Annotated in this window: 11 protein-coding genes and 1 pseudogene; all 12 read right to left on the minus strand. The window is 34.0% G+C overall.

The genetic code is table 11. The features are described 5' to 3' along the window. Positions 1-38: 38 nt before the first annotated feature. Positions 39-1448 carry a mannose-1-phosphate guanylyltransferase/mannose-6-phosphate isomerase gene (locus PSF31_RS02040; RefSeq protein WP_096863612.1) on the minus strand — a complete coding sequence of 470 codons (1410 nt, stop codon included), beginning with the start codon at positions 1446-1448 and terminating at the stop codon, positions 39-41. 6 nt (positions 1449-1454) lie between these two features. Then, the gene (locus PSF31_RS02045) at positions 1455-1931 is read right to left on the minus strand and encodes a GDP-mannose mannosyl hydrolase (protein ID WP_096863611.1); all 477 of its coding nucleotides are present in this window, start codon (positions 1929-1931) and stop codon (positions 1455-1457) included. 18 nt (positions 1932-1949) lie between these two features. Beyond that, complete coding sequence (gene fcl, locus PSF31_RS02050; protein WP_164561274.1) at positions 1950-2912, minus strand: GDP-L-fucose synthase; 963 nt, start codon at positions 2910-2912, stop codon at positions 1950-1952. A 10-nt stretch (positions 2913-2922) separates the two neighbouring features. Then, a complete protein-coding gene (gmd, locus tag PSF31_RS02055; protein ID WP_096863609.1) occupies positions 2923-4029 on the minus strand; it encodes a GDP-mannose 4,6-dehydratase in 1107 nt (368 codons plus the stop codon). Between the two features lie 6 nt (positions 4030-4035). Then, entirely contained in the window at positions 4036-4866 is an 831-nt protein-coding gene (locus PSF31_RS02060; RefSeq protein ID WP_164561273.1) for a hypothetical protein, read from the minus strand. Positions 4867-4875: 9 nt separating this feature from the next. Beyond that, entirely contained in the window at positions 4876-5616 is a 741-nt protein-coding gene (locus tag PSF31_RS02065) for a glycosyltransferase family 2 protein (RefSeq protein WP_096863607.1), read from the minus strand. A gap of 15 nt (positions 5617-5631) precedes the next feature. Next, the gene (locus PSF31_RS21065) at positions 5632-6663 is read right to left on the minus strand and encodes an EpsG family protein (RefSeq protein WP_164561272.1); all 1032 of its coding nucleotides are present in this window, start codon (positions 6661-6663) and stop codon (positions 5632-5634) included. Between the two features lie 91 nt (positions 6664-6754). Next, positions 6755-7018: pseudogene (locus tag PSF31_RS21070) on the minus strand (glycosyltransferase); the annotation flags it as partial. A 459-nt stretch (positions 7019-7477) separates the two neighbouring features. Further along, a complete protein-coding gene (locus PSF31_RS02070) occupies positions 7478-8731 on the minus strand; it encodes a glycosyltransferase (protein ID WP_164561271.1) in 1254 nt (417 codons plus the stop codon). Then, complete coding sequence (locus PSF31_RS02075) at positions 8728-9633, minus strand: glycosyltransferase (protein ID WP_219144528.1); 906 nt, start codon at positions 9631-9633, stop codon at positions 8728-8730. Before PSF31_RS02075 ends, PSF31_RS02070 begins: the two co-directional genes overlap by 4 nt. Before the next feature lie 5 nt (positions 9634-9638). After that, positions 9639-10943 (minus strand): flippase, encoded by a 1305-nt coding sequence (locus PSF31_RS02080; protein ID WP_096863602.1) that lies wholly within the window; start codon positions 10941-10943, stop codon positions 9639-9641. Positions 10944-11599: 656 nt separating this feature from the next. Further along, complete coding sequence (locus PSF31_RS02085) at positions 11600-13036, minus strand: capsule assembly Wzi family protein (protein WP_096863601.1); 1437 nt, start codon at positions 13034-13036, stop codon at positions 11600-11602. Positions 13037-13408 lie beyond the last annotated feature (372 nt).

The raw sequence follows: 13408 nt of genomic DNA on the forward strand, positions 1-13408 counted from the left end.
TGGTATTTAAGATAGAGTAAAACACTACTCAATAGTAGCTAGTTATGGTTTTTACCATACTCTTCTAGCCTAATGATATCGTCTTCTTGTAAATAATTGCCAGAGCGAACCTCAATTAAGTGCAGGTCAACTTTACCAGGGTTCTCTATTCGATGAGGAGACCCAATAGGGATATAGGTTGATTCATTTTCACTCAGTATAAAAATTTTATCGCCATTGGTGACTTGTGCAGTGCCTTGTACAACAACCCAATGTTCAGCACGATGATAGTGCATTTGTAATGCGGTTTTTTCACCTGGTTTTACTTTTAAATGTTTAACATGAAAGCGCTGCCCTTCTGCAATATCATCATGAGTACCCCATGGTCGGTATGCTTCTCTATGCTGTTCACATTCAGGGCGGCCAGCATTTTTTAGTTGGTTAACAATGCTTTTTACATCTTGAACGTTGTTTTTATTGGCAACTAGCACAGCATCTTTAGTTTCTACTATCACTAAATTATCAACGCCAACGGTAGATACGAGTTTATTTTGGGAGTAGATATAACTGTTTGTTGTGTTTTCAGTTAAAACGTCACCAACAATAACATTAGATTGCATATTTTTGGGAGAAACTTCCCAAAGTGAACTGAATGAGCCAACATCGCTCCAGCCTGCATCCATAGGTACTACCTGAACATTGCTTGCTTTTTCCATAACAGCATAGTCAATTGAGTTATCAGGACACATGGTAAAAATATCTTGTTTTAAACGAATGAAGTCTAAATCATTATGGGAGCTATGTATTGCTTGTTCGCATATTTTTAAAATATCTGGACAATGTTTTTTCAATTCATTGAGGTAACATGATGCTTTAAAGAGAAACATGCCGCTATTCCACAGGTATTCACCATCAGAAAGGTACTTTTCTGCAGTGATAACATCAGGTTTTTCAACGAAACGTTCAACCTTATAGGTTGTATCGTTAATTGGTGCACCTTTCTTAATATAGCCGTAGCCTGTTTCAGGAGCCGTAGGTATGATACCAAACGTAATCAAAGCTCCTTTTTCTGCAGGCTCAATGGCTTTTTCTATCGCATGAGTAAACTCTATTTGATCTTGAATTACATGATCCGCAGCTAGAACTAATAACAAAGGGTCATTCCCATTTTGTATTGCCCTAATCGCAGCGAGTGCTATAGCGGGAGCTGTATTTCGACCAATAGGCTCTAAAATGATACCACTATGCTGCACATTTTCTTGCCGTAATTGCTCAGCCACAATAAAACGATGTTCTTCGTTACAAATAAATACAGGCGGCTGATGTTGTAGAGTGCTTAACCGTGCAACAGTTTCTTGCAACATAGTTTTTTTGCTCGTTAGACTAATAAATTGTTTTGGATATAGGCTACGGGAAAGAGGCCATAAACGGCTACCTGAGCCTCCCGCCATAATAACAGGTAATAACATAATAATTTACCGTAAATTTAAATGGTTATTTATAAAATAGGCTTTTGTATTAGCGTGAACTTTTGGAGAGTTAAGAAGCTCATCAATATTCCACCACTGATAGTTTCTATGTTGTTCTAACGGTAGCTTATTGAGGTCGATATCTTCTTCTATTAAATATCCCAAGACAACATAATGAGTAGAGAAATGATCCTCTGAAAAATTATCCTGATAGAGATGTTGGTAATGACCAATAAATGTAGCATCATTTATATTATAGTCGAAACCAAGCTCTTCAAACGTTAAACGCCGAAAAGCGATATCAAAAGTTTCATCCTTGCAAATACGCCCTCCTGGTACAAACCAATAACCTTGAGCGGGTCGATTATTTCGTAGCCCTAACAATGCTTGATTTTTTGAATTACAAATGACCAGATCAATAGAAACTAAAGGGGTAGATGCAACGATAGTTTTAAACGTATTTAATGCTAATCGTTGCGTCATATTTATTTAATCCACTATTTACTTTCGAAAATTATGTTGATTCTGCAGGAACCATTGATAGGTTTTACTTAATCCATCTTCAAGTTCGACTGAATATGCCCAACCTAGGCTTTTCAGACGAGAGACATCCATTAACTTTCTTGGTGTACCATCAGGCTTAGTACTATCAAAAAGCACTTTTCCTTTGAAACCAACAACTTGAGCCATAGCTTCAGCCATTTCACGAATTGTACAGTCAACACCTGTACCAACATTAACATGAGATAACATTGATTGAGTATTTGTTTGATATATATCTTTATCTAATTCCATGACATAGACTGATGCTGCAGCCATATCATCAACATAAAGAAATTCACGCATAGGTGTTCCTGTACCCCAAACAACAACTTTTTCGTCATTATTAAGCTTGGCTTCATGGAAACGTCGCATTAATGCTGGGATGACATGTGAGTTTTCTGGATGGAAATTATCGTTTTCGCCATATAAATTGGTTGGCATAACACTACGGTAATCTCTCCCATATTGTCGGTTATACGATTCGCAAAGTTTGATACCAGCAATTTTTGCAATTGCATAAGGTTCATTTGTCGACTCAAGAACACCAGTTAGCAATGCACTTTCAGACATCGGTTGTGTTGCTAACTTTGGATAAATACAAGATGAGCCTAAAAATAGTAAGTGTTGAACATTATATTTATGAGCTGAATGGATAATATTACATTCCATAATTAAATTTTCATAAATAAAATCTGCGGGATAAGTATTATTCGCATGAATACCACCCACCTTAGCAGCAGCTAAGTAGACTTCATCAATTTTATTTTGAGCAAAGAAATTATCAACAGCTACTTGGTTTGTGAGATCTAACTCGCGACGTGATTTTGTGATTAGCTCAATATCGTTACGGTCTTGTAATTGTCTAATTATTGCAGAGCCGACCATACCATTATGGCCAGCGACAAATACCTTTTTTTTCACGTAGTAATCCTTAGTTCTCTAATGAAATAGCAACATCAAAGCCATTAGCTTTAAGTAACGCATGTTGTTTAGCTTTTTCTATATCGGACGCTACCATTTCAGAGCACATTTCTTCAACTGTGATTTCTGGTACCCAACCAAGTTTTTCTTTTGCTTTTGAAGGATCGCCTAAAAGGGTTTCAACTTCAGCCGGACGGAAGAATTTAGGGCTAACACGAACGATAATATCGCCAATATTTACACTTGGTGCTAGTGTATTATCTACACTGGTTACGGTAGCTATTTCATCTACACCATTACCACTAAATGACAGTTCAATTCCAGCTTCTTTAGCAGACATTTGTACAAATTCGCGTACTGAAATTTGTTTCCCTGTCGCGATAACGAAATCATCAGCATGGTCTTGTTGTAACATCATCCATTGCATACGAACATAGTCTTTCGCATGTCCCCAATCTCTGAGTGCATCCATATTACCTAAGTATAAACACTGCTCTAGGCCTTGTGAAATATTAGCAATGGTGCGAGTGATTTTACGGGTAACAAAAGTTTCACCACGGCGAGGGGACTCATGGTTAAATAAAGTACCATTACATGCGTACATTCCGTATGACTCGCGGTAATTTACAGTAATCCAGTAAGCGTACATTTTCGCTACAGCATATGGTGAGCGAGGATGAAAAGGTGTGGTTTCTTTCTGTGGTATTTCTTGAACTTCTCCGTAAAGTTCCGATGTTGATGCTTGATAGAAACGGGTTTTCTTTTCTAGTCCATTAATACGGATAGCTTCTAACAGACGTAATGTCCCGATAGCATCAACATCAGCCGTATATTCAGGAGATTCAAAAGATACAGCCACATGGGACATTGCACCTAAATTATAAATCTCATCTGGTTGGATTTCTTTTACTAAACGTATTAAGTTTGAAGTGTCAGTTAAATCACCATAGTGTAATTTAATTTTGTCACTATTATTAACGACAGAGTCAATTCTTTCTGTATTGAAAGAAGAGGCTCTACGAATTAAACCATGGACTTCATAGCCTTTTTCTAAAAGAAATTCAGCTAAATAAGAGCCATCTTGGCCGGTGATACCTGTGATTAGTGCTTTTTTCATTTTTAATTATCCTTTCCAAAAACCATTTAACCGTTTATATAAAATTTTATGAGAGTTTTTTCTACATAGTAAGAGTCTATAAATTCCGTTACCAAAGAAAAGACATAAATCTAAATAAATTCTAATACTGGGATGTTTTTTTATTAGAACTCTAAACATTTTTCCTTGGCCTTCCGCATAGAGTAAGTGTTTCGAATAATCGCTTTCACGAGGAGGGTGATATACATACACATTTTCATTAGGTACTACTATCTGGTTATTTTTTTTTCTTTCGAAAAAATCAAATAAAAAAATGACATCTTCCCCACTCTTATACCTAGTATTCTCCCCAGGGCCAAAGTTTGTATCAAAATGTAGCTCAGATATGTCTTTAGTATTAAAAAGATATGACCAAACAAAAGGTTCATATATAGGGTTTATTTTTTTTATACTAGAATTTAGATAATTTAGATCTATATTATCTAGATTGTTGTTAAATATTACATTAACTTTTGGAGTATTACCTTTGTTAAAATTGATGAAATTAGCAGCGTTTTTGCTCCAGTATATAGATGCATCATGAAATAAAGTATACTTGGAATTGTAATGCAATGCTTTTTCTATACAAATATTTCTTGCATTTGAAACGTTAAGCTCATTTTCATACTGGACTTCAATATGATATTTTTCTGCTCTTAAGCTTATAGTGGAAAAACTTTTATTTTGAATGACGATAAGGACATTACAATTATAATTAAATGCACAAGCTAAGTTATCAATAGATTTTTTTATTCTATTTTTGTTTTTGATAAAATCGGCTTGAGTACAACAGACACCTATAAATAATTCACATTTCAATGGAAGACCTCATTTATTAATCAAATATCGGAAATATTGGTAAGGTAAAGCGAGGATACCTCGTAATGATAAACGAATTTTTATTCCATAATTATTTGGAGATTTCCAGATAGCATTGAGCCGCTCAAGCCACATTATAAATTTATTCTTGTCAGCAGAGCTTATACCAGTGTCATCATATATACAGATTGTTTTATATACATGCTGAGCATCGATAATACGAAGATTATTGATTAAATGCTCGTAATCTGCGCAAAAACGATATTTTAAATTATAACATTGATTGCTAAAAAGTGTTTTCTTATAAAAAATGCTTTGATGGTTAAGCATATGTGACATTAGAAAATTAATTGATAAATGTTGATTAAATAAAGTTTTAGAAGATATATAATCACCATAGACTAAATTAGTTGTTGTTTTTTCATTTATTACTCTATAAATGCTTAATAGTACATCAGGGCTAGCGAAGAGATCCCCTGCATTCATGAAAACTAGCCAATCACCTGAAGAGATCTTTATTCCTTTATTCATAGCATCATAAATACCACTATCACTTTCAGAAACGTAATTATTAATGACTCCTTGTGAGACATAAGTAAGTACGGTATCTATACTGCCATCAGTAGAACCTCCATCAATAATGATATACTCAACTTCAAATCCATCAACGAGTAATGATTTTACAGAAAGTATGGTTTTTTCTAAAAATAAATTATTATTATAATTGACGGTAATTATTGAAAACTTCATAAGAATCCCGTTGTATTAAATGAAATATCCATTAAATAAAGCGAACTTTGATGGCGTCGCAAGGTAAGTAGCTGTAATTATCAGGAAAAAACAGATCGTGATTAAAGGTGCAAATATAAATAAATTTCTCTTGAGTAGTTTCCTGAGAATAATCATTAAACACGGTATGGAAAATGAGTACAGGAAAGTTATAAATCTTTGGGCTAAAGCTTCATAATAGATACTAAATAAAGACAAAAATAAAATTAGTAAAATGATAGAGTAAAACTTTTGAGATGAGTTATTCGTAGGGTAACAGAAAAATAGGTAACCTGTATTTATTATCATGCATAGCATCCCTAGATAATTAATATTTATTGAAATGTCAATCTGTGTAAGGAATGCAAATTTATCTCCAATTAAAGGGATTTGAAGCAATAATGGGATTAATGATTTAAATATAAAAGGAAAAATCATTAAAATAAAAACAATTCCTGCAATTGAAATTGTTCTGATAATAAAGTTTTTTTTTGTTATATATTGGTGTAATATGAAGTAAATAATAATCATTACTACAGCTAGGAAATGAAGTCCGGCTGATATAAATATTAAAATATTTCTGGAGCTTTTCTTACTAACTAAGAATGACGCAAATAAAAAATAAAAAGATAATCCTTGCCTAATTAGTTGTGTGTTATACATCAGTATTGGTGGTAGAAATAGAGAAAGAAAGAATAGAGAACTAAACTGAAAGTTCACGCTTATTTTTTTTAGTGCGACAGCATAGATAATAAAACCAGGAAGTACCATTAAAAAAAGATAATCATTAGGAGGAATTTCACCAAATATCTTATAAGTGAATAGGTTATATAATTGAAATAAAGGCTCTCTATTATCCCATGTTAAATACTCATAAAAAGTATAAAATGGTATACTTGAGTAAGCACTATAGTACCTAATCAAGTCGTCACTACTAGTTTCAAAGGTTATCCTTGTCGATGCAATATATGATGCTAGTAAAGATAAAAATAATATAATGGTAAAGTTAATACTTTTAGTATGTGTCATATTTTTTGCATGCTATTTATGAGGGATAATAGTTAACTATATTCAAGGTGAAGTAATTACTGGTGAAAGTTATATTAATTTGAGCTTTTATTTAGTGTTTCAGTGTGAATTTTTTCATATAACTAGGTAATAGCCGTATGTTCCAATTATTAAGTGCTTTCTCTTTCGCTACAGAGCTAATTTTTGATTCTTTTAGATTACTGTCTAAAATCCAATTTATACCATTAGAGAGATCTTGTATATTGAAATGCTCTGATAAATAGCTTGTTTCCAGATATTCAATAACATCATTTAATCCTGTTGCATTAAATGATACAACAGGGTAGCTGCATGCTAGAGCATTAGTGGGTGCCTGAGGTAGATTCTCTTACTTGGATGGTATAATCATCAAAGTTGCTGCATTGTATAGAAATACTAATTTCTCATCATCATAGATATATCCTAACTAATATGTTTCAAAAGGCATTGATGGTTGATTTTTTAGTTACGTTTGCTCAAACACGAAATATATTGTTTTGTTTGCTTTTTGTTTGCTTTTTGTTTGCTTTTTGTTTGCTTTTTGTTTGCATTCGCTTAACGCTTGTTAGGAGTAAATCATATCCTTTATTAGGATTTTTCCCCCAGCCATAGTTCCAAACAGTATAATGTCCTTATTTTTAGGTGAATTTAATATTCTACGACAAAAATCTTTATTAAATGGTTTATAGAAATTTTTATTTAATACATTAGGGGCGATGAAAATAGAATTATTTTTGGACTAATGACCTATTTAATTAAATATATATTGACTGATTCATTTTGATAAATTCTAGAGTTAAATTATTATTTTTCGATATAAATTTATATGCTGTTGAATTATTACATCATGAGAAAAAAGTAAATTAGAACGCTTATGAGCATTAATAGAAAGGTTGTTATTATTTAATTTTTCTTTTAAGACAAACTGAATTCCATTTGCTAAATCGATGGGATCAAATGTATTGGCTAAATAACCAGTTTCCATATGTTGTACAATATCTGTTAATCCTGTTGATGCAAATGATACAACAGGACAGCCGCATGATTGTGCTTCACTTGCTGTCTGACCAAAAGCTTCTTGGCGGGATGGAACAATCATCATTGATGCACTATTGTATAATAAAGATAATGTAATATCATCGTTTATATGGCCCAACCATTTTGTTGAAAATGGTAATTTTGGTGTTATTTTAGGGGGGTCTTGCCCAAATATTACGCATAAAAAATCATTAACATTTACTTTTTTTGATAAGTATTGCAGTGCTGTGGTCAGTAGGTCATAACCTTTTCGAAGATCATTTGTGCCTCCAATAGCTCCAAATAAGATAATATGTTTGTCTGGAGGAAAGTTAAATGCTTGTCGGCAAAAATGCGAATCTAATGGCTTAAAAATATCAATATCTAATGTATTTGGGATAACTGAAATAGGGGTATTTTGAAATAAAACACTTTGTTGAGCACATTCAGCTAACCATTTACTGGGTGATATTAGATGAAAATTATCACAAGAATGCCATTTTTTTATTTTTTTTTGCCATACAATTCTATCAATATCCAATCCCTTGTTCCCTAATGGTTTATTATTTTTCTTGTAACCGTGTTTCCATCGGGATATCTCATCATCAGGAGAATAGTGCTCAGAGCCAGTAAAAGGCCACATATCGTGCATTGTCCAAATAATTGGTTTTTTTATTCTACCAATATCGGCAATTGACATAGTCTCGTTAGAAATCCAGTGCAAATGAACTATATCATAATCACTTTTATTGATTATTGAAGACCAATTTGATGGTACCCATCCTCCTGAGTGAAAATTATTATTTTTTGTTTTTTGAAATGAATCTATTTTTTTTCCTATTGGAGCACGTATTTTATTAAGTAGTTTTTCGAGTGCTGAATTAGGTCCAGATACGGACCAATCATTAGAATACTTATTACGAACCATCATGTTTGAGTCTATATTAAATTTTAGCAGAGCTTTATGTAAACGATATGACGCTCTAGCTGCGCCCCCTACAATGTCTGAATGGGAGATATGAAGGATTTTCATAAAAACACTCGCTTTATTTTACTTAAAATACGTCGAATATAGTTAGGTTGATTGATTTTGTAAAAATGCTTAATTAGTTTTAAAATATTAATATCTTCAATAAAATTATTAGGCCAAATGGTTGGTTTTTTTTGAGACAATTCACTTTTATAAATATCATTATGGCCACAGTTTTCACCACTGCCATCATTACCAATGTTTGCAACATAACTTTTTGTTGGGTTTAAGCATAGGCCATTATGCGTATATATGGTTGCATACCAAAATATTGCCCAAGTATCTAATTTCCCAGTTATATTTTCTTCAATTTGTGAAAAAAAATTGTGAGATCCGTCAAGATTAAATTTACATATAGTCTCACTATCCCAATTCTCTTTAATGTCCTTTGGTTTTTTTTCAAAATGCTTCCATCTATCTTGCCATGTGGCCCATCCCCAACAATTCATTGTTCTCCAAAAAAATGTCTCAGGTAAATCGTCGGTTTTTAATGGATAGTTCCACCCGCTTATATGCCAAACTTCAGGAGATAGTTTATATTTTTCTAGTGCAGTATTCATAAAGTTTAAGAAAGATGGAGAGGTTACAATATCATCCTCTAATACAATAATTTTTCCGTATTCTTTAATAGTTTTAGTCACTCCATCAATGATATTTTGAGCCAACCCATAATTTTTTTCGCGTTCTATTAGAGTTATACTTTTAAAACCGCTTGTTGTTTTTATTATTTCTCGCACCTGATTCACTGCGTCAATGTGTTTGTTATTTTTCGCTCCGTCAGAATATATAATTAAATCGGTTGATGATGCTTCTGGATTAAGTAATAAAGCATCTATTGTTCGCTTTGTATGCACTGGTCTTCCATACACAAATAAGACAACTGGAGCTAAATCTGATTGATTCATTTTGATTACTTTAATAGAAGGAGACTTTTAAGTTGCATTAAGAGTATTTTTCTTGATAGAAAAATATTTGAAAAAACTGTTGATACAGCTTGTGCGAGTACAGCACTAATGGCAGCCCCTATAATTCCATAAATTGGTATTAAAACTATATTAGCAATAACACATGTAATGGCACCCATTATGGTCTTATACAAACTTAACTTCGATTTTCTTTCATTTATAATCCAGAGGCTTTGTGCTACACCTATATTTATAAATAAATTGGTAAATACTATGATGGTCAAGGCATTAGCTCCTGATAAATATGCGCTTCCAAATAATAAGCTAACAATAAAGTGAGATAAAAGGGCGACAGGAATACATATTAACCAACCAAGTGCTGCAAATGTACGAAAGATATAACTAAGTGTTTTATAGTAATGTTCATTACTTTCCGCTTTGCTTTGCGCGACCATAGGCGCTAAGCTGACAGATAATGTCATTGGAATGAATTGCCAAAGGGTCGCCAATGGTAATACTGCAGCATAAATTCCTAGCTCTATATCGCCTAAGTAGTTTTTTATCATGAGTTGGTCAACTCTCATATATAAAACAATAGATAAGCCACTAATCATAAATGGCCAGGATTCATGTAATAGAACAATTGCTTGCTGCTTTAACTTTCTCCATGGTTGCTCACATGGGTATTTCTTATATGCGTAAAATAGACCGCAAGCGATAGTAAATGTTTCTAGAGTAACAACGGCAGCAAAGGCTAATAGAGGGGCTTTGCTAAGAATTAAAATTACTTTTACTCCATTCGCAAAAATATAAGCGGAAAGTTTTACAGCAACAGTTCGTTTATTTTGACTTTGGCTCTGAAACCAGAGATCCACCGTATCTGCAGCTTGGAAAACTAGTGTTGCTCCAGCAAGCGCTGTAATATAGACATTTTGGTCATTCCATCCATTTAAAAAAGCCATACCACACACGGCAAAAAACCAACAGGTAATTCCTACTATTGCTCTTAAGGTAAATGCAGTTCCCAGAGTTTCATTTGCATTATTTTTATCTTTAGCAATATTTCTGACGATTATTCCATCCATACCTAATGTAGATATGGTTTGAAAAAATGCTAAATATGCTAAAACATAGGCTAATTCACCAAACTGGCTAGGCCCCAAATAACGAGCAACCCATGCACTAACTAATAGGCCAAGCCCCATACGTACAAACTTATCCATTAATAACCAGCTACTATTACTAATAACTTTTTGTATGTGTGGATTAGTTTTTAATTTTGTATTTAAACCTAATAATAAATTTTTCAAGTGAGTTAGGTATTCTTATTTTAAGATTAAATGTGTAATACTCAATAAATACTTACTTAAATAGCTAGCTATGAAAACCCATAGCTACCGCACTGGGTTGTCGGGTCCCAGAGCACCATTGAATTTGTAAATGCATACTTATTAATTGAAAACATTGCATTTTTTGCTAATTCGTTCAATTGATAAGCATAACTTATTGTTTTTGACCGCCAAAGGGTATGCCTCAGCATTTATTTGGTCAAGTAAAAAGCGCTTAATAATACCATTAAAGCTAGTTACTGACTATCACTGTGATAGTGTTAGGGAATAGTCCTAATGGGAGTAGCAATGAAATAAATTATTTTAAATTATCAGGTTATAATCCTATTCTTACGCTTTGTATGTGATTATATATTTAAGTTAAGTTATTCTTTATATATCATTGCCTTTAGTGTGGGTTTAATAAAAACGAGATGCTTATATCTCCATATTTATCCTAATTTAGAGTAGTAATAGATTAATAAAATGCTTAATTGATTATATTAATTCACTTGGCTATCGGTAGAAATTATATGTGTAATATATTTTTGACTAGGATGACAATTTTTTTTGGATAAAAAAACGGATTATGCCAAAACATAACCCGTTTTCGATTAAATATACTCAATGTGTGCCAATTACCACTTAAACGGCACGTTTACTGTAACGGCTGCTCCTAAGTCATTGCGTGTTTCGTAATCAGTTTTAGATACCCAAACCTTCGCGTCAGTGCTGATGTCATAGTCAAAGTTATGCCACCAACCGAAATCAACACCTTTGATGGTTTCTGATTTAGGGAATAACTTGTTGCCATCAAAGTTAGATTTATTCACTTTCGCATACATGAGGCGGGTGCTAACACGGTTGTCATCATCGAGAGTGTATTCCACTTTGGTCGTGAGCATGCGCCCGTCACCGCCCATTGCGTGGCCTAACGGTGCACCTTGTTGGTAGTAGCCCTCAGTATAGATAAAGTGGCGATACATGACGTTATCTTTATTCCACTCTGTGTGGGTGTTCGCGCCTTCAATATACCAATTTAGTGGCTGGCCCCATAAGGTGTGGTAGCCTTCGATACCACCCATAAAGGCGTTTTTCGATGGGAAGAGGTTAGCTTCGTCTTCACCGACCATTTGGCCATATAAGCTGACAGGTAGGTCGACTAATGGGTAAAGTTTTAGTTTGAAATCTAAACCGGCCAGTTGGTTACCTGGGTCATCGTGATAGTCACCGGTATTATCTCTACCGCCCATGGCATTCCAGAAAGAATTCCAGTTATTAGGGCGGCCATCGCCTCCCCACATGACCACGCGTGAACCACCGAGTTCGAAGAAATCAGTTGGGTTCATGGTCATGCGCAGGCCAATCAGTTTAGTATTTTTGGGATCATACTGTTTGAATTGTGCAGCTGTTAACTGATATTGCCATGAACCAATCCAAGAAAGCCATGGTGTTTCAAATGGGCTTTGGTCTGCACGCTGAATTAAGAAACCGGTCATAGGGCGTGCGGCATCAGTTCGAATTAAGCTGCCGTCGTGGCCGGGGCCCCACCATTGTGGGATCTCACCAAAAGTTACCCACTGGTTCCAAATTTTTACACCACCATATGAACCATTGAGGTTGTAATCAGAACCATTTTCAACACGTAAAGCACGTTCGCCATTCGCGGTGAGGTTTAAGTCTACATCGTCAGTGCTGTAGTTACCTGAAACGGTATAGCGAATATCACTATATTCACTTTGAGCAAACCCTTGTGGCATTGAGTTGTGGCTAGATGCAAGTTGAGTTTCTAGTTGAACACTGTTTTTCTTACGGTCAAGGTTCTTTTTAATGCGCTGAATAATGGCTTCTTGTTCGCTATTAGTAATATTTGCATTATTTAAAGAACGTGTGATTTCTTCTTGGGACAGTGGCCAAGTGGATAAGCTAATTTGAATAACGTTACGTTCAGAAAGCCAAGCAAGGTCACTGCGTAAGTTGTTATCTGGTAGAACTAATCCCCCTGCAATGCTTTGTGCACTGATGGTTCCGAGCACAGCAAGTATTGCTAGCTTAGTGAGCTTGAAATTTTTCATTGATAAATCCATTTGAAGTTGAGTTCGCCTAATATTGAACAGGTTAATAAATGAAAACCTATAAATAGAGTTAAAATATGATTATTATCCGCCACATTATAAGTATCTTAATTTGCATTGAGTTGGGCTTCTGTGCTTTCTATTAACTCAGCTATCACACTTTAACTAAGTAATAACAGAATATCAGATTAATATGTTAGGTATAGGAATTAGTAACATCTTAAGATGTAAAGCGATATACTTTTTACTAGGCTAGTACGTTGCTAATTTCAAAAATTCTTTTCTATTATTCTTTTTTTTGCGTGTGAAAAACAATAAAATAGAGTTTTATATTGGTTAGGTATTTGGGAGTTGTTGTTTTTAGATGCAATA

Origin of the sequence: Providencia sp. PROV156 (genome assembly GCF_028480905.1) — a bacterium.
Taxonomy (GTDB): Bacteria; Pseudomonadota; Gammaproteobacteria; order Enterobacterales; family Enterobacteriaceae; genus Providencia; species Providencia hangzhouensis.

Excerpts from the sequence above, each read along its gene's own strand:
- PSF31_RS21065 (WP_164561272.1), bottom strand. The coding sequence starts at position 6,663 with ATGACACATACTAAAAGTATTAACTTTACCATTATATTATTTTTATCT.
- PSF31_RS02075 (WP_219144528.1), bottom strand. The coding sequence starts at position 9,633 with ATGAATCAATCAGATTTAGCTCCAGTTGTCTTATTTGTGTATGGAAGA.
- gmd (WP_096863609.1), bottom strand. The coding sequence starts at position 4,029 with ATGAAAAAAGCACTAATCACAGGTATCACCGGCCAAGATGGCTCTTAT.
- PSF31_RS02085 (WP_096863601.1), bottom strand. The coding sequence starts at position 13,036 with ATGAAAAATTTCAAGCTCACTAAGCTAGCAATACTTGCTGTGCTCGGA.
- PSF31_RS02070 (WP_164561271.1), bottom strand. The coding sequence starts at position 8,731 with ATGAAAATCCTTCATATCTCCCATTCAGACATTGTAGGGGGCGCAGCT.
- PSF31_RS02065 (WP_096863607.1), bottom strand. The coding sequence starts at position 5,616 with ATGAAGTTTTCAATAATTACCGTCAATTATAATAATAATTTATTTTTA.
- PSF31_RS02040 (WP_096863612.1), bottom strand. The coding sequence starts at position 1,448 with ATGTTATTACCTGTTATTATGGCGGGAGGCTCAGGTAGCCGTTTATGG.
- PSF31_RS02045 (WP_096863611.1), bottom strand. The coding sequence starts at position 1,931 with ATGACGCAACGATTAGCATTAAATACGTTTAAAACTATCGTTGCATCT.